The organism is Yersinia sp. LJYL362, assembly GCF_048323875.1.
Genome location: NZ_JBLWEX010000286.1, coordinates 1 through 23,624, shown reverse-complemented (window position 1 = coordinate 23,624; position 23,624 = coordinate 1). Strand labels below are relative to the sequence as shown.

Below are 23,624 nucleotides of genomic sequence, written 5' to 3'. Positions count from 1 at the left end.
ACAAAATAAAGCGATGTCGAAAATGTGGTAAGGAACTGAACCACAAAGAGACTTACTACAGCACAGACAGAATATGCAATCGCTGCAAAGGGTGGCCTGAGTTTGGCTAAAAGGTGACTGGTGCTCAATCCAGTTTCAGGCCCCAATCTAAACCGCTTCGGCGGTTTTTATCTGTAAAAAAGTACCCCGCAATTCTGCACAAGTTTGCACAATATTTTTGATGCTATTTCACCCCTTTCAGCCCAGAACTGGCGCGGCCTGCCGCCACTTGCACAAATGCACAAAAAACACCCCTTTTTGCGTGCAGGCGTGGAGGGGAGACAATCGCGCGCTGAAGGGTCTAAGGGAGGTCAGGCACCTCCGGCTGATGCGCTGCTTGTGGGTCATGGTGATGTGCATTCGTGTGATGGGTGTCGTGATCGGGTGCGTGAGGCGTGCGCCTCGCTATGGGCCGCACAGCGCGTTATAGCGTGACGGGGGAATTGCACGCGGCGCAGGGTGCGCCGGTGTGGGTATGAATGAAAATTATTGAATGAATCGGTGGGTCAGGCTTTGACTTCGGCCAGTGCGTAGGGGTTAAACTGGAATACGTCCACGCCCAGCCAGTCATTCAGGGATTTTAGATCTTCCATGATGGGATACAGTTCGTTGATGGCGAACACCTTCGCCGCCTTCTCAACATCCCCAAAGCCACTGGTATTGGTTGGCATGATCCCCATGAGTTGCGGCGGCACACGGTGCGCGGCCAGCAAATCATCGCGGGTCACGTTCTTGATACCGTTAAACTCATCTTTGGCGGTTATCTCACTGAAGGGCATGATTTGCAGGCCGTCTTTCTTCCCGCCTGCCGCGTACACAAATACGTTCTTGAATGCCCCCTTCCCTCTGGCGTCGGTCAGAGTGCGCTTTAACGCCTGCACGTCGGTATCGTTCTGCATGGCATCAGACAGATAGACAATCACCCCGGCATGACTGCCGTTAATGTAATACTTGCGCCGAAACAGTGTAGCGTCCTCATTGAGCAACGCGGACGGGATGGCGGCCAGATACCCCGGCAAGCCGTAAATTTCCTGATGGATATCCGGCTCAGCAAGATGAAACACCGAGCCAGGCGCAAAGGCGTAGTCCTCTTTCTCATAGGTCACAAACCAATACTGATCCAGATCACTCCCCCGCCGCATGTACTTGGCCGGAACATGCTTCAGCGCCAGCGGGCCACCCAGTCTATTTTTGCGCAGTTCAAGATAGGCATTGCCGAACACCAGAAAATCCTGCACAAATGCCCCGGCATCAGCGCGGGACAGTAACGGGTGCGGCCGGTAGCAGCTCATCAGTACACGGCGTTTAAAATTAAGCGGTGATTGATGGTGAATGGCTGAGTGAAAAATACGGGCTAACCCGTAAAAACTGATCGGCGTCTCGTACCAATCGCCATTGCGGGCGCACTCCATGCAATCCAATAAGTCGCGCTGATCCAATACCGGTGTCGGGTCGCCAAAAGTAAAAGACTCCATCGCCGATATAGGTTGCTGGGCTGGCGGCGCTCCCGTTGTGACTGCTGCGGGTAAAGTTGTATTCATTTCCACGGTTAAAACTCCTGAACAAAGCCGCCGCCGGTGCTACCGGTTTCTGCGCCAATCGGTTCGTTTTGCAAAGCATGCATGATAGCCCACGCCACGTCACCATGACTGGCCCCTTTGGAACGGTCGGACACGTAAGTCACCATTCCGCCCGGTGTCACTGATTTACGGATAGTCATAAAGGATTGAGCAATCACACTTAGCCCAGCGTCATACTCAAAACGGCCCCGACGCATGACCATTTGCGCCTTGAGTACCAGGGCGGATTTCACACTGATGCTGTAAACAAATTTCACGGCCGTTGGGAAGAACCCCTGCACAATCGTATGTACAGCCCCGCCAATACCGGTACCGTCAATACCGATAAACTGCACGTTATAGCGCAGTGTCATTTTCCTGATTTCCTCCGCCTGAAGTTCAAACGGCATTCCACGCAGTTGGATGGCTTCCAACACGCGGAACTTACCCCCTTCGACCTGTGGCGGTGCGATGGCGACCAGTCCGGCGCTGTCGCCTCCTTCGCCTTCCCCGTTGGGGTCGTAGCCAATCCACACCGGCGTATTACCCAGCGGTCGTGGCGAATAGGGCCGCCAGTCGTCCCACACACCCGCATTCCAGCCATCCACCCCGCAGTTAATCAGTTCACTGTATGAGAACGGCCGCTCACCGTTAGTGATGGGCTGACACATGTACAGATTGTTAAATTCATCCGGGGATTTCTTGGCGATCAGGTCGTCAACGTCAATACGGTCAAAGCCCAACGCAGCGGCATCTTTGACGGTCACAATCTGCTTCCATTGCATATCCGCGCAAATCTTGCCGTTTTTTAGATTCTTGTGCGTGATATCAATGGTGACGCGGTCAGCCTTTTTACGGCCCTCATTGAACAGCTCGCCTGACCAGAAGCGATGGGCTTCGTGTTCCTCACTGGAGACGGTAGAGAAATAGGTTTCGGTCAGTCCCTTTTGTGTCGCCATACCAGCGGCCACACTGCGCAGGTTGATAAAATTACTCGTCCAGAAATATTCGTCGAAAAACAGGTTGCCGGTATACGACTGCGCCGTCGCCGCTGACGTACCGAGGAAATGCAGCTCTGCCCCATTGGACAGCATGATGGGATCGCCCTTCAGCTCGACACCCACCTCGGCGGCAAACTTGATAATAAAGCGTTTGAATTGGTGCGCCTGGGCGCGGGATGCCGATAGAAATATCTGATTACGGCCGGTTTCCAGTGCGTCAACCAAGGCTTCGCGGGAAAAATACCAAGTCGCCCCAATCTGGCGCGACTTGAGGATATTCCTGATAGTAACCGCCAGACTTTTGGCTTTGTACCAGCGTTTTTGGTGCTCATAAAGCCTATCGTAAAACCGCGCTCTCAGTTGCGCGATCTGCTCGTCAGTGAAGTGGTTTTTCGGCTGTTTCTTGCGCCCTTCGCCACCCTCGTTATTTAGCTGACGGTCAAAGCGCACAAGTTGGCGCGCCAGCAAATCTATTTCTTTAAAATCCCGCCCACTCTTATCGGATTTATCAATCAGTTGGTTGTAACGGGCTTCAGTGGTAAAGCGCACCCGGTCAAGGGGCGCGGTTTTGTCCCAGTTCTCGCGCTTGCGCCGGGAGTACAGCGTATGCACGTTGAAACCGGTCAACTTGGCGATGTGAGATATCTGGTATCCCTGCCAGTAAAGACTACGGGCATCGCGGACAGAATCGGGGGCTAATTTGTTCATGAGGCTAGGCTATCGCGCCCGCGTGACTGTCGGCGAGGCGATAAAGTTGTAGCAGGTCTCTTACAATAACAAGGCTTTGCGCGGGTTTAGCCGCTGGGGTGATGATGGTGTCCGCTGCTTACTGCACACCAATTGCTGATACCCGGAGCATTGTTATATGTCTAAATTATCCAAGTTTTTCCGCGTTGCCGTTGAAGGGGCAACCACTGACGGCCGCATCATTAACCGCCAGGATCTACTCGACATAGCACTCAGTTACGACCCCAAGGTCTACGGTGCCCGCGTTGATTTGGAGCATTACAAGAGCCCCTACCCTGATAGCGTATTCCGCTGTTATGGCGATATCACCGCCGTAAAAACGGAAGAAATCGCCGAGGGTGCACTTAAAGGCAAACTGGCGCTGTTCGCCCAGATTGATCCGACCGACGAATTACTCACGTTGAACAAGGGCCGCCAGAAGGTTTACAGCTCTATTCAGTTCGATCCGAACTTTGCCACCAGTGGCCGCGCCTATCTGAAAGGGCTGGCGCTGACTGACGATCCCGCCAGCTTAGGCACTGAGCTACTTCAGTTCTGCGCGAAACAGGTTGCTGAGTCCAAACCGAACCCGTTGGCCGGTCGCAAGCAATCCCCTGATTGCCTGTTTACTGCACTGGAAGAAACGTTTATTGAGTTCGAAGAGGTGCAGCCAGCGGACGACACCAGCAAGAAATTCACCGCAAAAATCAAAGAATTGCTGTTTGGTGCTGAAAAGAAAACCGACGGCAATCTCGACGATATTCGCCAGGCTGTGCAGTTGGTTGCTGAGAGTCAAAAAACCGTACTGGAATCCCAACAACAGTTTGCCGCCAATCAGCGGGAAGTGACTGACCTCAAAGGCCAACTGCTCCAGTTGTCCACCTCATTTGCCACGCTGACGACCAAGTTGCAATCCGAAGATAGCCAGTTCAATCAGCGACCACCCGCCAAAGGTGGCCCGGAAGGCAGCGCTGACGACACTATCGATTGCTAAATCGCCCTATTGAATGCACAGGAATGAAGAACATGAGAAATGAAACACGTGATAAATGGGACGAATATCTGTCCACACAGGCCAAGCTCAACGGCTTGCCACTGGGACGGGTAAGCAAACAATTTACGGTTGCCCCGTCAGTTGCCCAAACGCTGGAAGATAAAATTCAGCACTCCAGTGACTTCCTAAAACGCATCAATGTAAACCTTGTCCCGGAACAGGAAGGGCAGCGCATTGGCATTGGTGTTAGTGGCCCGATCGCCAGCCGCAATACCTCGACAACGGTCCGCCGTGAACCGAACTCACCGGAAACCATTGAAGATGATGGAAAGTACCGCTGCGAACAGACCAACTCTGATACCTATATCAGCTATGCCCGCCTGGATGCATGGGCCGGTAAACGTGACTTTAAAACGCGTGTGACCAATCAAATTATTACGCGCCGGGCATTGGACCGCATCATGATCGGCTTTAACGGGACATCAGTCGCCGCCAAGTCAGATATTACTGCTAACCCGTTATTGCAGGATGTGAATATCGGCTGGCTGAAAAAATACCGTCTGTTTGCTCCCCAACGTGTGATGTCTGACGTGATGGTCTCAACCCGCGATGAGGATAACAAACTTATCACCAAGGGACAGTACGGCAACCTTGATTCACTGGCTTTTGATGCGGTCAACAGCCTGATCGACCCGTGGTATCAGGACGACACCGGTCTGATTGTTATCTGTGGCCGCAAATTGCTGGCTGACAAGTATTTCCCTGTACTGAATACCGTCAGCGGCAGCAATCCGAACACTGAAGCACTGGCCGGTCAGATGTTGGTATCACAGAAGCAAATCGGGGGCATGCAGACCTACCGCGCGCCGTTCTTCCCCGCTGACGCCATGTTTATCACTACATTCGACAACCTGGCTATCTATGTGCAAGAAGGGACGCACCGCCGCACCATCAAAGAGGAACCGGAATTTAACCGCGTCACCACCTATGAATCCGACAACGAGGCTTATTGCGTTGAGGATTACGGTTTTGGTTGTTTGATTGAAGGCATCAAAGCCGGTGAACCGGTTTAACGGTCGCTAGTCACTTAAGGGCGGCTCAGCCGCCCCATTACGCCGAGGGGGCATGATGTTAACTCCAGCACAGCGCCATTACGACAAAGTGATGGCAGAACGGCGCGGCACCAAGGAAGACGTGGTGCAAGGCTCCGCCTACGAACAACAGCTTTACCGGTTGCGCATTGATCAGCGCCGCCTGTCGCAATATCAGTCTCACATCACCCGCGCAGAGATGAAACGGGAAATGCTACCCGCCTACGACGGCTGGATCGACGGCGTCCTGACAGCCAATAGCGGCCAAAGTGACGAGGTTGTCACTACCTGCATGGTGTGGTCAGTGGATGCCGGTTTATACCGTGACGCCTTGCGACTTGCTGAATATGTGATCGGCCATAACCTGCCAATGGCCGACAAATACCAGCGCACAGCCGCCTGTTTCGTTGTCGATCAACTGTCTGAAGCCGCATTACTGAATTTCAAGCTTGCATCTACCAATAATCCGGCGATTGAGATTGATATTTTGTTGCGCCTGCAAGAGCTGACGGCAGATAAAGACATGCCGGATGAAGCCCGCGCCAAGCTCCTTAAGGCCATCGGCTACACCCAGCGCCAAAGTACCAATTTAGCTGATCAGGCATCCGCCCTTATCTGGTTGCAACGTGCTTTAGCCGCGCATAAAGATGCTGGCGTGAAAAAGGATATTGAAGTGCTGGAACGGAACCTGAAAAAAGCTGCACTGATTGCGGCAGTCGCTGCCAGCGCGGAAGGCAGTGGCGTAACCGACACCGGGCAGACCATGGCAACCGACACTATCACGGTCGCGGGTGCTGACGTAGCCGCCACGCTGCCTGATACGTCAGCCGTTACCGAAGAGGTGCCCGTCAGCACAGCGGCGAAACCGGCCAGTAAAACTAAATCTGCTACCGCTGCCAAAAAACCGGCGGCCAAAGCAAAAACAAACACGGTACGCGCCAAACGTACCCCCTGAATCGTGCCCCGCACGTCGGGCGGCACGCAGAAATGAGGTTTATCCCTGATAACTGCGTCCACCGCCCATTTTATTAACGGTGATGCTATGAGTTTTCTCGCCAAAGAGCCGGTACACCCGGCAAGCCCACCAGAAGGGCCGGACGTGACGATCGCCAGCGCTCCGTTTTGGCCGGTGATCTCACTGGGTGATTTACGCAAAGTGATGCGCCTGGACGGTAATGTCACCGCAGAACGCCTAAAAGAAGCGGTTATTGAGGCTATCAGTAATACCAACGGCCAGTTACGGGCATGGCGTAGCGAACAGGAAGCCGCTGGCGTGATGGCGCTGGAAGATGTGGAGTCTGAAAAAGTCGCAGGCGAATCTATGCGAGTGCAGCGCTACCGCCGTGCGGTCTACTGCCATGCCAAGGCAAATCTGACCGAACGTTATCGCGATATGGATACCACCGGCGACGGCAATAAACGGGCGGACGCTCTTGATCCGCAAATCACCGACCTGTGGCGCGATGCCCGCTGGGCCATCAGTGATGTACAAGGCCGTGAACGCGGCATTGCCGAGTTGGTGTAAATGCGTATTCAGGCTCAACAGTATGACACCGTTGACGCCCTGTGCTGGCGTCATTACGGCCGCACCGAAAGTGTTACTGAGGCGGTTTATCAGGCGAATCCGGGGCTGGCTGAACTGGGGCCAGTGCTACCAGCCGGTCACTGGCTGGAGTTGCCGGACACCACCGAACCGGCACAAAAAACCATTATTCAACTGTGGGACTAATCGCCACAGTTACGACTCCCCAAAGGGGGTAACGGACATGAAAATGCCAGAAAAAGATCCAAGTTGGATAGGTGCGCTATTGGACTTTTATTCTACTCACTCCACGACAATAAATGGCTTTCTAGTCGGCTCCATTGTGGCGTTCCGGCGCGTGATCTGGGGGGGTGGTAAGTTGCGCGAAGGCATTGGTGAGGGCGTGGTCTGTGGGCTGGTCGGCGTCAATATCGGCCCGGTGATCTCCCCGATGCTGATCCGCGCGATTGATGCCATTCCCTGGCTAAACGGGGCATTGACCCAGGTCGCCGCCGGAAAAGTGGAAATCTTTATCAGTTGCCTGATAGGGCTTATTGGCTTGCAGGCTATCCGTGAGCTGGTATTTAAAATCGTGAATAAAAAGGCGGGAACCCCTGATGCCAAACAATAAATTTATTTTCGGCAAGGCCAGCGAAACCAACTTGATCGGCGTGCACCCTGATTTAGTCAAGGTAGTACGCCGTGCGCTGGAGTTGACCCCGATTGATTTTAAAGTGATTGAGGGCCGTCGCACACTGGAACGCCAGCGTGAACTGGTCAAGGCTGGAGCCAGCCAAACTTTAAACAGTCGTCACTTGACCGGCCACGCGGTGGATATTGTGCCGCTGCCGAATGGCAAGGTGAGTTGGGAATGGAAGTATTTCTATCCTATGGCCGATGCTATGAAACAGGCCGCTGCCGAGTTGGGGATCGCCGTGGAATGGGGCGGTAATTGGACAACCTTTAAAGACGGCCCGCATTTTCAATTGCCCGCACGTCAATATCCGGGCTAATCCATGTCAATTATCAACACAGCCCCGATCGCCTGGGCGGTTGCCGCCGCCTTGCTGCTTGCCAGTGGCGTACAAACTTACCGTTTATCTGAAGCCCGGCAAGTGGTAATTGACCAGCAAGCGGCTGATTCGGCCAGTAAAAACGGCCAACTTATTGCCCTGGCACTGACCGCCAATGCCAACAATCAGGCGCAGGCACAATTGCGCCAACAGGTTGCCAACGCGGATCAGTTGCTGGCGCAACGTAACAGCCAGCTAAAGAGGTTATACCGTGAAAATGAAACGTTACGCCGTTGGGCTGATACTCCCTTGCCTGATGATATTGTCCGGTTGCGCCAACGCCCCGCCCTCACTGGGGCTACAGATTACCGTCAATGGTTGTCCGAAAGTCACAGCCTGCCTGTTTCCGGCAGCCAACCCACAAACTAACGGCGATTTAAACGACGATATCGACCAGTTGGAAGCGGCTTTACACGCCTGCGCTGCGCAGGTTGATACCGTACTGACCTGTCAGCAAGGAATGCCCGATGCTAAAACCTAATCTGCTGCGCGCCGCACTGAGTCAGGCGGTGCCTTATCTGCGGGAAAATCCCGACAAGCTGGCTATCTGGCTCGACAAAGGGACAATCGTCGCCACTGGGCAAAAATCCCTGTCATTCGAATACCGCTATACCGTGCACGTTATCGTGATGGATTACCCCTACAGTATGGATACTGTTACGTTGCCCGCGATGCTGTGGATACACCGCCATCAGCCGGATTTGATTTTCAATCCCGACCGGCGCAAAACCGGCTTTACTTTTGAAGCCGATATTCTCAATAACGCCACCGCCGATATAGTGATGCACATCGAGCTGACCGAGGCGGTCAGAGTGCTGTACGTTAACGACAAATTAGAGTTGACCCACCTTGACGAACCCGCCGATCCACGTAGCGACATGCTGGCCGGTTGGGAGCGGGCCGCCGCCAATACCCCTTGGGCGGGCTGAGCACAGACAAACATATCTGTGTTGGCCACAAACGGAAAGAGGCACTATGGATAACGAATTTCAGGAACTTGAACAGTATTTACAGCGCCTGATCAATCGCGGGAAGTCGGGCACGCGGCACAAGCTGAGCCGGGATATTTCCATCACTCTGCGCCGTGGTCAGCAACAACGCATTCGCCAGCAATTAAACGCCGACGGCTCGCCGTACATCAAGCGTAAAGACAGTGTCAAAACGGTGCAAAAGCGTTTGCGCTTTATTTATCAAGGCTCGGTGCGCGACCTGAAAAACTGGTCGGGTAATAAGCGCCAGATAACCGGCTGGGATAACGACCGTAACGCTATCCGCACCTTTAACCGCGTGGATATTGACCGGTTTTTATCGGTGGAAGCTGAAGCCACCACCAAGCGCACAAGTAAAAAGCAGCCGATGTTTCGCCGCTTACGCAATGCCACCTTTCTGCGCCTTCAAGCCATGCCCGATTCTGCCGGTGCCGGTTATACAGGTGTCGCGGCTAAAATTGCCCAGATACACCAGTACGGCGGCACCGACCAGGTTAACCCGTATGTGAAAGCGGATTACCCCGCCCGTCAATTGCTCGGCATCACTAAAAAAGACAGTGATAACGTGCTCAGTCAGGTGTTTGACTTTATCGCCCAGCCTTAAAAGTTGTCACAGTTCCCCTACAACTGCCGCGCGTTGCAGCCCCGCCCGCGCGCGTAAACAATACCGTTACGCTGAATAACGAGTATTGACCGCTATGACCAACGCCGAAATCTATCGCCTGATAATGAATCTGATCCGTTTCGGTATCGTGGAACAGGTGAATTTAGCCCTTGATCCACCCAAAGCCCGCGTGCGGTGCGGTGAATTGCTGACCGACTGGCTGCCGTGGTCTGTCCGCCGTGCCGGTACCGCTAAAACATGGTGGCCGCCGACAGAGGGGGAGCAAGTGATTATTCTGGCTGCTGGCGGTGAACTGTCCGCCGGTGTGATCATTGCGTCCTTGTATCAAAACAGTGCAGCCACACCGATTAACACCGCCAACACCCAGCACACCACCCACTCCGACGGTGCAATGATTGAATATAACGCCGACACCGGCGCACTGAAGGCCACCGGCATTAAAACGGCAGTCCTTGATGCGAGCGAATCCATCCAGGCCACCGCCCCTGAAATCACCTGTACCGCCTCGGTCAAAATCACACTGGATACCCCCATAGTGGAATGCACCAACAACCTGAAAACGCTCACGCTGAACGTGACCGGCGGCGGGGAAATGTCCGGCAACATTCAGCACTCCGGCGGCTCATTCTCATCCAATGGCGTAGTGGTTGATGGCCACACCCACGGCGGCGTGCAGCGCGGTGGGAGTAACTCGGACGGGCCAAAATAATGATGTATTTAGGCATGAACGCCCAGACCGGGCGACGTATTATCGACATGGATCACATCACCCAGTCAATCACCGACATCGTCACCACACCGACCACCACGCGGTGCATGCGGCGTGGCTATGGCTCGTTGCTGTCTGACCTGATTGACGACCCACAGAATCCGGTATTACGGCTAAAAGCCATGTCGGCAGCCTACAGCGCGATCATGCGTTGGGAGCCGCGCGTGGTACTTACCCGCGTGATATTGAATGAGCCGAAAGCGGGCAAGATGACACTTGAGCTTCACGGCCAGCGCACTGATTTGGCTGATATCTTTAATCTGGCTATCTCAGTAGGAGGTAATGCGTGAGCACCATCGACCTGTCACAACTGCCCGCCCCGCTGGCAGTAGAAGCGCTGGATTATGAAACCCTACTGGCTGAACGCAAAGCGGAACTCATCGCCCTGTATCCAGCCGATGAACAGGAGGCTATCACGCGCACCTTATCGTTAGAGTCTGAGCCTTTAGTCAAGCTATTGCAGGAAAATGCGTACCGTGAACTGGTATTGCGCCAGCGGGTTAACGAGGCAGCGCAGGCGGTCATGGTGGCGTATGCCAATAGCAGCGATTTAGACCAACTGGGGGCAAACAACAACGTTCAACGTCTGGTTATTGCGCCCGCCGATCCTGATGCCATTCCGCCGGTCGCCGCTGTGATGGAATCTGATACGGATTTTCGCCTGCGTATTCCCCAGGCATTTGAGGCGTTAAGTGTTGCAGGACCAACAGGCGCATATGAAGCCCACGCCCGCAGTGCTGACGGTCGGGTTGCTGATGCCTCGGCGCTGAGTCCGTCACCGGCCTGTGTCACCGTCACCGTGCTGGCGCGGGCGGGGAATGGCGAAGCCTCGCCTGAGCTGTTGGGCATTGTCAGAGCGGCACTGAATGATGAGGACGTCCGACCGGTCGCTGACCGTATCACCGTGCAATCCGCCGCCATTGTCGATTACCAGATTGATGCTGTGCTCTATATTTATCCGGGGCCGGAAGCTGAACCAGTCCGCGCCGCGGCTCAGGCGAAACTGAATACCTATATCAGCACCCAACGCCGCCTTGGTCGCGATATCCGTATTTCCGCCATTCATGCTGCGCTGCATGTTGAAGGTGTGCAGCGCGTCGAGTTGAATGCGCCGCTGGCTGATGTGGTACTGGACAGCACAAAAGCAGCTTACTGCACCAGTGCCGTGCTGACCGTCGGGGGAACCGATGAATAACCGCCTGCTACCGGCCGGATCATCCCCGTTGGAAATCGCCGCCGCACAAGCCTGCGCGCAGTTGGGGAATGTGCCGGTGCCACTACGCCAGTTATGGAATGCTGACTTGTGTCCACTGCCGCTGCTGCCCTATCTGGCGTGGGCGTGGTCGGTTGATCGCTGGGATGAAAGCTGGCCGGAAGCGACCAAGCGCGCGGTGGTCAAATCCTCGGCTTATGTGCATAAGCGCAAGGGCACCATTGGCGCATTGCGGCGTGTGGTTGAGCCGCTCGGCTATCTCATTCGCGTAACTGAGTGGTGGAAAACCAATGAAACGCCCGGCACCTTTCGCCTTGATGTGGGCGTATTGGAAACCGGCATTACCGACGAAATGTATTTTGAACTGGAACGACTGATTGACGGGGCAAAACCCTGTAGCCGTCACCTAATTGGACTGTCTATCAATCTGGATGTATCCGGCTCAATCCCCGTCAGCGTTGCCAGTTACGACGGCGACGAGCTGACCGTTTACCCCTATTTACCCGAAACTATTACAGTGACCGGCCAAGGCTACACCGGCGGCATACTTCATATTATTGACAGCGTGAGCGTGAACCCATGACAACAAAATTCTTTGCCTTACTAACTAACCAAGGAGCGGCCAAGCTGGCGAACGCAACGGCCCTCGGCACGCAACTGCAAATTACCCATATGGCCGTTGGGGATGGCGGTGGTGCATTGCCGTTGCCGAACGCCGCACAAACGCAACTGATTGGCGAAAAACGCCGCGCCGCGCTGAATTCATTAAGTGTGGATGCAGCCAACAGTAGCCAGATTATTGCGGAGCAGGTGATCCCCGAAACGGATGGCGGTTGGTGGATACGTGAAATCGGATTGTTTGATAAAGACGGTGTGTTGATCGCTATCGCCAACTGCCCAGAAACCTATAAACCGCAGTTGCAGGAAGGCAGTGGCCGCACGCAAACCGTGCGCATGGTGCTGATTGTGAGCAGCACCGAGGCGGTCACACTGAAAATTGATCCGTCGGTGGTGTTGGCAACACGTAAGTATGTAGATGATAAAGTAATTGAGGTGAGAACCTATACTGATAATCTGCTTGCCGCACATTTAGTCGCCACTGATCCGCATACACAATACGCACCGAAAGCCAGCCCGTCACTGACAGGCAAGCCGCTGGCCCCCACAGCGGTAAAAACAGATAACAGCACACAACTGGCAACCACGGCGCACGTTAAACTGGTTGCTGCCGACTATGCCACACTTGCCGACCCTGCATTAACAGGTAAACCGACCGCACCTACAGCCACAAAAGCAGATAACAGCACACAACTGGCTAACACGGCGTTTGTTCAAGCTGCGATTTCTGATTTGGGCTTGGCAGGTATGGGCATTGGCTTGCTAAGCATGACCGGGATAGATAATTTTGATTTTCAAACATTTATATTTGTATCCGGTGCGAATTATCTCGCATCTTCTACAAACTGGATAAATGTTCCAAGTGAAATTAGTTATCCTGCTGGATTAGCTATTAGCATAAAAGTTGATTACGTCACCGGCACACAGATTGGGCTTGAGATAAAGCCCAGCACGGTATCAAGTACAAACTTTAGGGCCTGGTATCTTCGGCTGGGCGGCTACCCCGGTTCTCGGACATTTACAGCAAGAGAGATCCAAACATCAGCAAATCCAGTATCAATTTCTTGTGGCGGTACAGGCGCGACCACTGCCACTGGTGCTCTTGCAGGCTTGGGCTTGACAGCGATAGGCATTGGATTACCAATTCAAACGGATATACAGAATTTTGATTGGCAGAACTTTGTATTCACGGCCGGGGCTAATTACGTCACAAGTTATTCAACATGGGTGAACTCACCCGACGGAGTGACTTATAACGCTGGTACTCGCGTAAGCATTCGAGTGATTTATATTTCATCCGTCAATGGCCATCGTATGGGGTTAGAGATAACCCCCGACACTGGAGTAGATGCTAACTTTAAAGTCTACGAACTACTGTGTGTTGGTGCGGCGGGTTCACGAGTATTTACTTTCCGGCAAGATTGGAACTCGGCTAACCCGATACCCATCACCGGTGGTGGTACCGGTGCAACTACGGTGGCTGGCGCTCTTGCAAACTTCGGTATTGGTGATGGAAGCCTAGTCCCCATAGGTGTACCCCTGCCATACCCGCTAGCCACCCCCCCTACGGGTTTTCTAAAATGTAATGGCTCTTCTTTTGGCACAGCGACCTACCCTAAATTGGCATTAATGTACCCATCAGGTGTGGTGCCTGATTTGCGCGGTGAGTTCATCCGGGGGTGGGATGGTGGGCGTGGACTTAATCCCAGCCAGGGATTACTTGAATGGCGGGACTCTGACATAAAAAGTCACAGCCATCAGGTATCTCCACAATCAGCCAACAAAGCGGGGGGCGGTTCAACTGTCTATGCGACCCCAGATCTTTCCGGTGGGGGTGGGCCAGCAATAATGACTTCATCAGTCGGCGGAACAGAAACGCTACCCCGAAACATTGCATTTAACTACATTGTGAGAGCTATATAATGACAAAATATTCACTAGATATTGCCGTAGCGCAGTTGGGACAAGATGGTTTATCTATCTCTGAGGGCTGGATAGCGGTTTATAGCGCGAGTCCAGATTCGCGCGAATATATCGGCGTAAGTAATGAGTACCTGCCGATTGGTGTCAGCTTACCAGCTAGCGGGTATCCTGACTCACCAACCCTGCCCGCGAGGGATGATAAAGCAGTGCGCCGAAATGCTACTGGAACTGCATGGGAAATTGTTGATGATTTGCGTGGCAAAGTGGCATATAGCACTGAAACAGGCCAACCAGAGGAAGTGACGACAATTGGTGAATTGCCCGCGTCTCTCACTTTACTGGCTCCACTCACTGTTTATGACCAGTGGAATGGTACTAAGTGGGTGACGGACAAAGCTGCACAGCAAGCCACCGCAGTGCAGATAGCAGAAGAAACGAAAGCTCAATTATTGAGTGACGCAACAGTGAAAATCGCACCGCTTCAAGACGCGGTAGATACTAATATGGCAAAGGATGATGAAAAGTCTCTACTTACGGCATGGAAAACTTATCGTGTCTTGCTGAGTCGTATTGATACATCAAAAGCGCCGGATATCACATGGCCCGAATTACCACAGTGATACCAAAAGCCCGCATAAATTGCGGGCTTCATATTGCTGCAGCACAGATAAAGCTGACTGTGTTCCCTGGTATTACAAGAAACCCAATCCCAGATCTACATCAGCCAACATTTCACGTAAATCTTCACTGACCTTTTCCAGACCGAGCGAGAACTCAATCTTTCTCGCCTTGCCATCCTTAAAAAATTCGGTGCGGGTTTCACTTATACCGGTAATCACAAACATGCCATAAATCCCGCCGGTACCCTCTATCAGCGGGTAGGCTTTGCCGGTATAGGCCATTGCACGCAGTACGCCAAGAGAAACATCACCGCCAGTCACTTCCGGGTACAACGTGCCGCCCAGCGTAATTTTATCTTCACCGGGGCCAATGTACTGATAGCGCGGCGACTTCCCTACCCGACTGTTATTCACGTGTCTGAAGGTGCTTTCCTGCCCCAGATTCTGATAAGGCGCGGTGCGCAGTTCAAACACAAACAACCCGAAAACCATCATCATGATTATTGCTCCCTATCTGTGAATGTAGAACGGCGGCGGGACTCTTTCTGGCGCTGTAGCGTAGCGATTTTGTCATACAACATATTGACCAGTTTATTTTCGTCTATGTTGGCCGCTTGTTGGCCTTCAAATTTGATTGTGATGTCGAAGCGGTCACCCTCATGCGTTATCGGGCCGCTATTTCGCTGCGCACTGAGCGGCTTTCTCGCCAGTTGTGGAATGTCACTGGCCAGTGATAACGAGTCAAAATCATTACCCGGCGCGATCATATCCCGCGTGCGGGCCAGTATATCGCTGGCGCTCTGCTGCATTCTTGCCAACAAGCCAGGTTGTGCCGCCGTTTTTACTGGGGCGGATAAATACGGCGAAGCCAACGGCAGATAATCCGGCACGTTTTTAAATACAATATCGCCCAGCTTATTTGGATCGGTAGCAGCGGCCGTGGTTGCAGTGGCTGCACTCTCTTTTGTGCGGTCAACCTTGCCATATATTGACGGGGCAGTCTGTGGGGCGGTGGCAATCGGTGACGCTGCCGCATTTGCCATAGCGCTGCCGTTTCCGGCGACCGGTTTATCAGGACTCCACGACCAGGCGGATTTCGCTTCCACCATTTTTTTCAGTACCGGATCCCATTCATACATCACCGGCGCTTTCGGCCCATTCATTGCCGCTACCGCACCACTGGCTGCGTCTGCCGCTTTTGGGATTGCCCCCAGTTTTTCCAGTAACCAGCCTAACCCCTTCGCCAGTTGTTCGACCGGCCAGAACAGCCCACTAATCACCGCACCAACCACCTCACCAAAGGTTTTACCGGCATTGGTAGCCGCTTCCAGCGAGGCTTTCGACGATTCGACCGGCGAAAGTAACTGGGTGAACCAGTTCCACACCCGACCAATTGCACTACCAATGGCATCAAATATCGGGGCCAGTGGTGCAAAGGCCGCTTTCACTGGCTGCAATCCCTCCACCAATCCGGTAAAGAACCCACTAAAAAATGCCTGTATCGGTTGCCAGTATTTATAAATCAGCACGCCCGCGCCAATGACGGCCGCCACCAATAACCCGACCGGACTTAATACCAACCCCACCGCCGACCCCAGCGCACCAAATACCGTGCCGCCAATACTGCCCAACAGGCGAAGCGGCGAAGTTGCTACCCATTTCAGCATATTGCCAAGCCGCCCCAGCGCAGCCCCCGGCTGGCTAAACGCAGCGGACATAGCAGCACCGGCCCGCCCAGACGCGCCAGACAGTGCCATTTGCGCATTAGAACCGAGCAGCGCCATTTTCGACTGCAACCCACCCAACGCGGAACCGGCTACGCTGGCACTGGTACGCCATGACAATAACGCCGGAGATACCCGTAGCAGGTTTGGCACCAGCCGACTGATCCCACCAGTTAGCCAGGTGAATTTTGGCAGCAACGCACCCAATCCCCCGTTACCGGCCAGTAACGAGAACCCCAACCGCAGGGCCAGCATCGGCCCCAGTAATGCCGCCGCAGCCAGCGCCAGCCCACCCAGCGTAATAGTGGCAATCGACAGTGTCGCCACCACTTTCATGATGGTGCCTGCCAGTTTGGGGTTAGCTTCCACCCAGCGACGCACACCGCCAATCATGTTTTTCAGCGTATCGACCACGTCAAGCATGGGCGCGCGCAGGGTTTCACCCATCGAACTAAGGGCGTTACCGCCACCAGATTTCAACAACTGCAATTGCGCTGAAATAGAGTCCTTATCAATATCAGACTCTTTTTGCATTGAGCCTTTGGCTCCCTTTCCTTGCGTAAGGGCGAGCTGCCGATCCAGTTCATTAAGGTTATTCATTAGCTTGGCGGCGTCATCACCAAACTCTTTACCAAACAGTTGTGTAAGTACCCGTAGCTGGTCGACGTCATCTAGTTTTTTAACCGCCCCCAACACTTCGCGAATGGTGCCCATCGCATCGACCGACATTGCTTTTTCAATCTTACTTTCATCCATGCCCAGCGCGTCAATCCCGGCAAGAAACTTGTCGCTTTGCATGGTGGCAATCGACAGTTCGCGCACCATAGCATTAGATGCGCTGGCCGCAATTTCGGGTTGTGCTCCCAGAGTTAAGAAGGTCGATCCCAGCGCCGCCGCCTGCTTATAGTTGAGCCGGTCAGCCACGCCGCCCATGCGTTGCAGTACATCAATAATGTCTGAGCCTTTCGACTTGGCGTTATCATCCAGATAGTTCAGTGCGTCGCCCAGTTGTTCAATATCTTTGGTCGGGATCTTGTACAGCCCGGAGATTTTACCGAAGCTTTCCGCCAGTTCACCGGCAGGCAGTTCAAAGGCTTTGGACGCCTTGGCGGCAACACTGGCAAAACCCAGTAGCTCTTTTTTCTGTTGTGCAAAGCTGGCACCTTGCGTTGCCACCCCCATGCGCGCGCCCCCCTCCACCAGGGCGGCAACGTCCGACGCACCGCCCGGCAGGGGGGCATTCTCAGCCGCATCCTTGATGGCGTTTTGCATTTCATAGAATTGTGCCGTGCGCTGGCCGTTATCATCCCGCAGACCATCAACCTGTTTTGCTACACCCTTCATGGCATCTTCCATGCCGGTGTAACTTCTCAGTGCCAGCGCCACCGGAGCCGCCATCACCGCACCGGTGGCGAGTGCGGTCATACCGCCAGATTGCAACTTGCCGCGCAGCTCTTGCCCGCGATCGTAACTGCTGCGCGCCGCCGCCACGCGTTTTAGCCGCTGCTCTTGCAGTTGCAACTGGCGGTTATATTGGGCAGTGCGATTGGTTATTTGCTCGGTGGCAGTGCTGTTACTGGCAACCGAAACACCGTGCTGGTAAAGACTGCCGCGCAGTTCAGCCAGTCGCCGCACTTCAACGGTCTGTTTTTCCTGCAACTTACCCAGGCGGCTGTCCCACTTTTGCACAGCGGCGATCTGCTTCTGGGTAGGATTATCGAGGGATTTGACCGCATCAGAGGCCCGGCGCAATTTCTCTATACGGGCGGCGGCTTTATTGCTGGATTCGGCCAGCTTGTCGAAACTGGCGGCCTGTTTGGGTAAGTCGCGCAAGTTATCGCGCGTGGCTTTGATTTGCCGCCCTAGCGCGGCGGTACTTTTCTGTGCGGCGTTAAAAGGTTGAGTCAGGTTGTTGACCGCCCCTAAAGCCACTTTTATCGATAGGTTGCGGTCAGTCATTGCTTATTCTTCCGTGGTTCCCCAGCGTACCGCAGCACGCTCACGCCAGGCTAAAAGGTCGGGCACGGTCATTGCCCAGAGATCAGGCAATGACCAGTGAAAAACAAAAGCGATATCGGCGATCACATCTTCTATTTGGCTAAATCCAAATTCGCAGGTGGGGTTTCCGTTGTCGTCTGTTCCCCCTCCGAGGCTGGTTGTAAAAAAGTGGCCACTTCCTGTGAGAGCTGGGCAAAGTCCCAGGTATCCATCAATGAGATCTCCAACTCGGTCAACGCCGGAGAAGTCACGCGCGGCAGTAATTTAATCAACGAATCCACATCGCTGGTCATGATGCTGTACAGCTTCAAACCACGCAGGGAACCGGCTTGCTTTAGTGCGCCAGTGAGAGAAACCTCTTCGATGACTGACTCGCCACGCTTGATAGGTGTTTGTAAAACGACAGTATTCGACATAAATAAATTCCCAGATTAAAGGCCAATGTTAGCGCGGTGTTTTTCCAGCATATCCACACCGTTCACCCGGTAGATCATGTTCAGGACATCCAACTCTAAAAGTTCTTCGTTGTTTGCCGTGATCTTGCAGTAGGTGTTTTTCAGCGTGTATTTATGGCTGGTATCATCACCTTGTTTCGCGCTGCCGGGATCGTGCTCGGTGTAACGGCCGCGCGTCTGGATTTCCAGCGGGATAGCCTCGCCGGTATCCTCCGCCTGATAGGAGCCAGCAAAACGGAACTGTACCCCGTCAGCGGTAGGCGTGCCCCACAGTTTCAGCAATTCAGGGGCCAGTCCGCCGAGGGTTAACTCCATGTCCAGCGCCCCCGCCTCAAAGCCGAGATCCACCGCGACCGAGCCGGGCATACCCGCACCCTGATAATCTTCCGTCTTGATAGTCAACTTCGGCGGCGTCAGCTCCGAGGCTTGCCCCAGATAGCTGGCACCATTGACATAAACGTTGAAATACTTAAGTTTTCTTGGCAGTGCCATAGTGATAACCCTTAGCTATTGACGGCATTCGCAAAACTCGCGAAATATTCGTCGGTGAATTCCTGAATTAACCCCAGATTTTCTAACGGCGGCACAGGGGTGTAGTTGTAGCGGATAGTCAGCTTGCCCAGCTTCAGCGTGTCGGTGGTGTTGGCGTCGGTGTCATACCAGCAACGGGCACCCAACAAGCGACCGGCAGTTACGTAGGCCGACAATTTGCGGTTGATACCGTCGATAACATCTTTCGCCAGCGACGGCGTTAGCGGCTTGTCGATGTAGTAAAAATGGGCCTCCGCAACGGTATCCAGCAGGATCTGCGCGGTACGGGTATAGCTTTCGAAAATAAAGACCTCTTCCTCGCAGGTGCGGGAACCCCAGAAACGGAAACCTTTTTGCTTGATCAGCGTGGTGATGTGGTTACTGTTCAACTCGTCGGCGTCGGTATCTTTGCCTTGCAGGGAGAAATAGATATCAACCGAGGTGCCCAGCACGCCGTCAACCGGCACGTTGGACAAGGTTTTATGCCAGCCGATATCCGCATCAATCTTGGCGCGCAACCCCAGCGCATAAGCCGGTGCCGGTACCACAACGTTGCTTTCTGCTTCGCTGTCATACGCCAGCCAGTCGGGATAAATCACCATCACTTCGCGCTGAATAAAGTTCTTGCGGTAAAGTTTGGCTTCCGCAATAGTTTTGCAGCCGTTAGCACTGATATAAGCAAATGCCTTCAGTTCGCGGGCAAAAATGGCAATTTGGTTTGCCACTGGCAGCGTATCCAGCCCCGGCGCGCCAATAATGCGCGGCTTTACACCAACGCGCATTTCAGCAACCAGCAAGGCATAAAGACCGGTATAAAGCCCGTTTTCATCCACACCGCCAATCACATTGGCTTCGGTGCTTTTTTCGCCCTCTTCCGTACCACCTTCAGCCACGCGGATAACCACGGTTTGCGGGCTGGCCTGGTCAGAAATGGCTTTCAGGGTTTGGCGTAATGTGCCGGTTTTCCCTGCTTTGCCGAGCACGTTTTTAACGCGCGTCAGTAATACCGGCGTATTCAGCGGAAAGGTGACGGCGTCGGCATCGTCCGCCGTACAGACCACGCCAATCACGGCGGAGTCGATATCGTTAATGATGGTCGATGTGTCAGTGGTTTCCTCACCGCTCACACCGTGGTGATAATTTGTTGCCATTGGGGTACGCTCCGAAAAGGATTAATCCTTGCCGAAATCATCAACCAACCTCGCGCGTAAATCACCGCCTGCTTGTTGTATCAGGCATGACACAATAAACAGCGGTATGTCCGCGCGGACTTTCCCCGCAAAATCAAACCATGCAACTGTTACCGGACGACCTCACCCCACGGCCCGCCTTTGATATCAAAATAGGCGGCAAAACACAGACCACGGTTAACGACCGGTTGATCAGTTTAACGCTGACTGATAACCGTGGTTTTGAAGCCGATATGCTGGAACTGGTCATTGACGACGCCGATCAGAAGGTTGCCCTGCCCGCACGCGGGGCACTGATTGATATTGCGCTGGGCTGGAAAGATGAACCGCTAATCAATAAAGGCCGCTTTACCGTGGATGAAATCAGCCACATCGGCCCGCCGGATCAGCTGATTGTCACGGCCCGCAGTGCTGATTTTCGCGATACGTTCAATGTGAAGCGGGAATATAGCTGGCACGATATTACCGTCGGTAAACTGGTTGCCAGTATTGCTTCGCGTTATGACCTGAAAGCCGGAGTCAGTGAGGACTTGGGCAAGATAGAGATTGACCACGCCGACCAGACCAGTGAGTCAGATATCAGCTTTTTAACCCGCATGGCGGAAAAGCTGGGCGCAATTACCACTATCAAAAACGGCATGTTGCTATTCATGCACCCAGGGCGCGCAGTATCACAAAGCGGCAAGCTGTTACCGGCCATCACAATTACGCGCGCCAGCGGTGACAAGCACAGCTTCCGGGTGGCTGACCGTGACGCCTACACCGGCGTAACCGCTTATTGGCTGGATCTGAATTTTGGCAAACCCAAAAAAGCCACAGTCAAACGCCGCCGCCGCAGGAAAGCCGCAACACCCGCGCCCGCCAAGAAAGCAAAAGAACCGGCATCAACCAGTAAAGAGGGTGGATATCTGGAAGGCGTGGAGGGGAATGTTTTTGTGATGCGCGAAACGTTCAAGACAGAACGTGCAGCACGTCGCGCCGCTGCTGCGCGGTGGTCCAAACTGCAACGGGGTGCCGCTGAATTTACGATGACACTGGCGCGTGGTCGCGCTGACTTATTTCCAGAACTGCCTGCTGTCATGCAAGGATTTAAACCAGAGATTGATCAGGCGGCGTGGATAATTACCCAGGTCACACACACCATCGGGGATAATGGATTTACTACCGCGCTAAATTTTGAGGTGAAAATATCCAGTTGGGACATGGCCGGAGAGGAAACAGAGTAAAAGAATTCAGGGAATGAATAGGTTATACTTTAGTCAAGCAAGAAAAGGTTGGAGTTATTATCATGATGTCATGCCCACAATGTGGTGCTGTTAGTCGCACCCGCACAAGCAGAATGATAACCGGCAATACCAAAGAGAACTACCATCAGTGCCAAAATCTGCTTTGCAGTTGTACGTTCACCACACTGCAATCAGTCGATAAAATCCTGTCCCGCCCCAGCCGTAATAATACCGCAACCCTACCCCGCGATCTGTTTCTGCCAGGGCATTTGGGTGACGACCAATTTGATTTAGCGTTTTAAATTCCAGCATCACAAACAAAGAGGCTCGCTAGTGCGGGCTTTTTTGTTTGAGTCAAAGCACCTTCTGCCAGCTAGTTAACTAATATCCTGATGGATTGCTAACCTATTAATCATTACAATCGTTTAAGTGTTAAAACCACTGGGTTGGAAGTTAGTCTCTATTAAAAACAAAATGAAATCAGCTCTACTGGCGAGGCCACTCAAGATGGGCCCTAACTGAAATCCTTAAGTCAATTCAGTGCGCTGGTTGTGATGGAATTTGAAATATAAAAGGATTACACATTATGTCAAACATGGTTTTTTGCCGTGGATGCGGTAAAGAAATACATGAAACGGCTAAGGCTTGCCCAAGCTGCGGCGCGACTCAAGGTACTACAGGTGATAAAAGTCGTATTACTGCGGCTCTGCTAGCATTTTTCCTTGGGGGGTTTGGTGCACACAAGTTTTATTTGGGTAAGATAGGGCAGGGATTCTTATATCTGATTTTTTGTTGGACGTTTATTCCATCAATTATCGCTTTCATTGAATTCATTATTTATCTTTGCAATTCCGATGAAGAGTTTGCCAGAAAATACGGTTAACTAAGCGTGGAAGATTAGACTGGAAATTTAAACCCCGCATTGCGGGGTTTTTTCGATGTGGTCAATGCGTGGACACTGAAAGAAATTAATCCTTTAATTTCAATTACTTAACCGCAACCTAAGGCGACTAATAAGTCGCCTAAATCAATTATTGTTTCAACGCCGCTTTCTGCGCCTGGAAGATAGTCTCTATCCCTCCCCGGGCCAGAGCCAACAACGTCAATAACTCTTCATGACTAAACGGTTCGCCTTCTGCGGTGCCTTGCACCTCAATCATTCGGCCATCTTCCATCATCACCACGTTCATATCTGTTTCTGCCGCAGAATCCTCTACGTATTCCAAATCGCACAGGGCTTCGCCTTTAACGATACCAACAGAAACTGCCGCAACCAGCCCTTTCATTGGGTTTGCTTTCAATTTACCACTGGCTACCAGCTTATTAAGCGCGTCAGCTAAAGCTACACAAGCACCACTGATTGAGGCAGTACGAGTGCCGCCATCCGCCTGCAACACATCGCAGTCTAAAGTGATGGTGAATTCACCTAACTTCTTCAAATCTACTGCCGCACGCAAAGAGCGAGCAATCAGACGTTGAATTTCTAAAGTACGGCCGCCTTGTTTGCCTTTTGCGGCTTCGCGCGCATTACGGCTGTGGGTCGAGCGCGGTAACATGCCATATTCAGCGGTTATCCAGCCCTGGCCTTGGCCTTTCAGAAAGCGCGGAACCCCCTCTTCAACCGTGGCGGTGCACAATACTTTGGTATCGCCAAACTCAACCAACACTGAACCTTCAGCGTGTTTCGTGTAATTACGGGTCAGGGTCAATGGGCGGACTTGTTGTGCTGCTCGGTCTG

General features: G+C 53.1%; 29 protein-coding genes. 20 read left to right on the top strand and 9 right to left on the bottom strand.

Translation table 11 applies throughout. From position 1 onward, the window contains the following. Positions 1–545 precede the first annotated feature (545 nt). Together ACNSO8_RS19415 and ACNSO8_RS19410 are read right to left on the bottom strand one after the other, a co-directional pair. Positions 546–1,580 (bottom strand): phage portal protein, encoded by a 1,035-nt coding sequence (locus tag ACNSO8_RS19415; protein ID WP_418395605.1) that lies wholly within the window; start codon positions 1,578–1,580, stop codon positions 546–548. Positions 1,581–1,588: 8 nt separating this feature from the next. Then, positions 1,589–3,307, bottom strand: a complete 1,719-nt coding sequence (locus ACNSO8_RS19410; protein ID WP_418395586.1) for a terminase large subunit domain-containing protein — start codon at positions 3,305–3,307, stop codon at positions 1,589–1,591. A gap of 157 nt (positions 3,308–3,464) precedes the next feature. Here ACNSO8_RS19410 and ACNSO8_RS19405 point away from each other — a divergent pair, with 157 nt between their 5' ends. The 17 genes from ACNSO8_RS19405 to ACNSO8_RS19325 all read left to right on the top strand — a co-directional run bounded on the left by ACNSO8_RS19405 (position 3,465) and on the right by ACNSO8_RS19325 (position 14,762). Continuing rightward, positions 3,465–4,319: a GPO family capsid scaffolding protein gene (locus ACNSO8_RS19405; RefSeq protein WP_418395585.1), complete on the top strand. Its 855-nt coding sequence runs from the start codon at positions 3,465–3,467 to the stop codon at positions 4,317–4,319. A gap of 32 nt (positions 4,320–4,351) precedes the next feature. Further along, the gene (locus ACNSO8_RS19400; protein ID WP_418395584.1) at positions 4,352–5,392 is read left to right on the top strand and encodes a phage major capsid protein, P2 family; all 1,041 of its coding nucleotides are present in this window, start codon (positions 4,352–4,354) and stop codon (positions 5,390–5,392) included. Positions 5,393–5,447: 55 nt separating this feature from the next. Next, complete coding sequence (gpM, locus tag ACNSO8_RS19395) at positions 5,448–6,365, top strand: phage terminase small subunit (RefSeq protein ID WP_418395583.1); 918 nt, start codon at positions 5,448–5,450, stop codon at positions 6,363–6,365. Positions 6,366–6,452: 87 nt separating this feature from the next. After that, positions 6,453–6,935, top strand: a complete 483-nt coding sequence (locus ACNSO8_RS19390) for a head completion/stabilization protein (RefSeq protein WP_418395582.1) — start codon at positions 6,453–6,455, stop codon at positions 6,933–6,935. Further along, positions 6,936–7,139: a tail protein X gene (locus ACNSO8_RS19385; RefSeq protein WP_418395581.1), complete on the top strand. Its 204-nt coding sequence runs from the start codon at positions 6,936–6,938 to the stop codon at positions 7,137–7,139. It abuts the gene before it with no gap. Between the two features lie 37 nt (positions 7,140–7,176). Further along, positions 7,177–7,563, top strand: a complete 387-nt coding sequence (locus ACNSO8_RS19380; protein ID WP_418395580.1) for a phage holin family protein — start codon at positions 7,177–7,179, stop codon at positions 7,561–7,563. Continuing rightward, on the top strand, positions 7,550–7,945 hold the full coding sequence (locus ACNSO8_RS19375; RefSeq protein ID WP_418395579.1) for a M15 family metallopeptidase: 396 nt from the start codon (positions 7,550–7,552) through the stop codon (positions 7,943–7,945). The genes ACNSO8_RS19380 and ACNSO8_RS19375 overlap by 14 nt, the downstream gene beginning before the upstream one ends. 3 nt (positions 7,946–7,948) lie before the next feature. Then, a complete protein-coding gene (gene lysB, locus ACNSO8_RS19370; protein WP_418395578.1) occupies positions 7,949–8,374 on the top strand; it encodes an Rz-like lysis system protein LysB in 426 nt (141 codons plus the stop codon). Next, complete coding sequence (gene lysC / locus ACNSO8_RS19365; RefSeq protein ID WP_418395577.1) at positions 8,268–8,486, top strand: Rz1-like lysis system protein LysC; 219 nt, start codon at positions 8,268–8,270, stop codon at positions 8,484–8,486. The genes lysB and lysC overlap by 107 nt, the downstream gene beginning before the upstream one ends. After that, positions 8,473–8,934 carry a phage tail protein gene (locus ACNSO8_RS19360; protein ID WP_418395576.1) on the top strand — a complete coding sequence of 154 codons (462 nt, stop codon included), beginning with the start codon at positions 8,473–8,475 and terminating at the stop codon, positions 8,932–8,934. The genes lysC and ACNSO8_RS19360 overlap by 14 nt, the downstream gene beginning before the upstream one ends. Before the next feature lie 46 nt (positions 8,935–8,980). Continuing rightward, positions 8,981–9,598 (top strand): phage virion morphogenesis protein, encoded by a 618-nt coding sequence (locus ACNSO8_RS19355; RefSeq protein ID WP_418395575.1) that lies wholly within the window; start codon positions 8,981–8,983, stop codon positions 9,596–9,598. A gap of 94 nt (positions 9,599–9,692) precedes the next feature. Then, positions 9,693–10,328, top strand: a complete 636-nt coding sequence (locus ACNSO8_RS19350) for a phage baseplate assembly protein V (RefSeq protein ID WP_418395604.1) — start codon at positions 9,693–9,695, stop codon at positions 10,326–10,328. After that, entirely contained in the window at positions 10,328–10,678 is a 351-nt protein-coding gene (locus tag ACNSO8_RS19345; RefSeq protein WP_418395574.1) for a GPW/gp25 family protein, read from the top strand. The genes ACNSO8_RS19350 and ACNSO8_RS19345 overlap by 1 nt, the downstream gene beginning before the upstream one ends. Then, positions 10,675–11,583, top strand: a complete 909-nt coding sequence (locus tag ACNSO8_RS19340) for a baseplate assembly protein (protein WP_418395573.1) — start codon at positions 10,675–10,677, stop codon at positions 11,581–11,583. The genes ACNSO8_RS19345 and ACNSO8_RS19340 overlap by 4 nt, the downstream gene beginning before the upstream one ends. Further along, positions 11,576–12,184, top strand: a complete 609-nt coding sequence (locus ACNSO8_RS19335; protein ID WP_418395572.1) for a phage tail protein I — start codon at positions 11,576–11,578, stop codon at positions 12,182–12,184. The genes ACNSO8_RS19340 and ACNSO8_RS19335 overlap by 8 nt, the downstream gene beginning before the upstream one ends. Continuing rightward, the gene (locus ACNSO8_RS19330; RefSeq protein WP_418395571.1) at positions 12,181–14,142 is read left to right on the top strand and encodes a phage tail protein; all 1,962 of its coding nucleotides are present in this window, start codon (positions 12,181–12,183) and stop codon (positions 14,140–14,142) included. The genes ACNSO8_RS19335 and ACNSO8_RS19330 overlap by 4 nt, the downstream gene beginning before the upstream one ends. Further along, positions 14,142–14,762, top strand: coding sequence for a tail fiber assembly protein (locus ACNSO8_RS19325; protein ID WP_418395570.1), 621 nt, complete (start codon positions 14,142–14,144; stop codon positions 14,760–14,762). Before ACNSO8_RS19330 ends, ACNSO8_RS19325 begins: the two co-directional genes overlap by 1 nt. Positions 14,763–14,834: 72 nt before the next feature. On the opposite strand, the gene ACNSO8_RS19320 is transcribed toward ACNSO8_RS19325, so the two are convergent. The 6 genes from ACNSO8_RS19320 to ACNSO8_RS19295 are packed head-to-tail and all read right to left on the bottom strand — an operon-like array spanning position 14,835 to position 20,621. Next, a complete protein-coding gene (locus ACNSO8_RS19320; protein ID WP_418395569.1) occupies positions 14,835–15,260 on the bottom strand; it encodes a phage tail protein in 426 nt (141 codons plus the stop codon). A 2-nt stretch (positions 15,261–15,262) separates the two neighbouring features. Then, the gene (locus ACNSO8_RS19315; protein WP_418395568.1) at positions 15,263–18,445 is read right to left on the bottom strand and encodes a phage tail tape measure protein; all 3,183 of its coding nucleotides are present in this window, start codon (positions 18,443–18,445) and stop codon (positions 15,263–15,265) included. Positions 18,446–18,448: 3 nt separating this feature from the next. After that, complete coding sequence (locus tag ACNSO8_RS19310) at positions 18,449–18,517, bottom strand: GpE family phage tail protein (RefSeq protein ID WP_229695880.1); 69 nt, start codon at positions 18,515–18,517, stop codon at positions 18,449–18,451. 59 nt (positions 18,518–18,576) lie between these two features. Next, positions 18,577–18,900, bottom strand: a complete 324-nt coding sequence (locus tag ACNSO8_RS19305; protein ID WP_418395567.1) for a phage tail assembly protein — start codon at positions 18,898–18,900, stop codon at positions 18,577–18,579. A gap of 15 nt (positions 18,901–18,915) precedes the next feature. Continuing rightward, a complete protein-coding gene (locus ACNSO8_RS19300) occupies positions 18,916–19,431 on the bottom strand; it encodes a phage major tail tube protein (protein ID WP_099466114.1) in 516 nt (171 codons plus the stop codon). An 11-nt stretch (positions 19,432–19,442) separates the two neighbouring features. Further along, on the bottom strand, positions 19,443–20,621 hold the full coding sequence (locus tag ACNSO8_RS19295) for a phage tail sheath protein (protein WP_418395566.1): 1,179 nt from the start codon (positions 20,619–20,621) through the stop codon (positions 19,443–19,445). A gap of 140 nt (positions 20,622–20,761) precedes the next feature. Here ACNSO8_RS19295 and ACNSO8_RS19290 point away from each other — a divergent pair, with 140 nt between their 5' ends. The 3 genes from ACNSO8_RS19290 (at position 20,762) to ACNSO8_RS19280 (ending at position 22,769) form a co-directional block, all read left to right on the top strand. Then, positions 20,762–21,886 carry a phage late control D family protein gene (locus ACNSO8_RS19290; protein ID WP_418395565.1) on the top strand — a complete coding sequence of 375 codons (1,125 nt, stop codon included), beginning with the start codon at positions 20,762–20,764 and terminating at the stop codon, positions 21,884–21,886. Between the two features lie 62 nt (positions 21,887–21,948). Continuing rightward, a complete protein-coding gene (locus ACNSO8_RS19285; RefSeq protein ID WP_418395564.1) occupies positions 21,949–22,188 on the top strand; it encodes an ogr/Delta-like zinc finger family protein in 240 nt (79 codons plus the stop codon). 284 nt (positions 22,189–22,472) lie between these two features. After that, positions 22,473–22,769 carry an NINE protein gene (locus ACNSO8_RS19280; protein ID WP_418395563.1) on the top strand — a complete coding sequence of 99 codons (297 nt, stop codon included), beginning with the start codon at positions 22,473–22,475 and terminating at the stop codon, positions 22,767–22,769. 148 nt (positions 22,770–22,917) lie between these two features. Here ACNSO8_RS19280 and rph read toward each other — a convergent pair. Then, a partial coding sequence (rph, locus tag ACNSO8_RS19275) for a ribonuclease PH (protein WP_418395562.1) occupies positions 22,918–23,624 on the bottom strand: 707 nt, incomplete at its 5' end.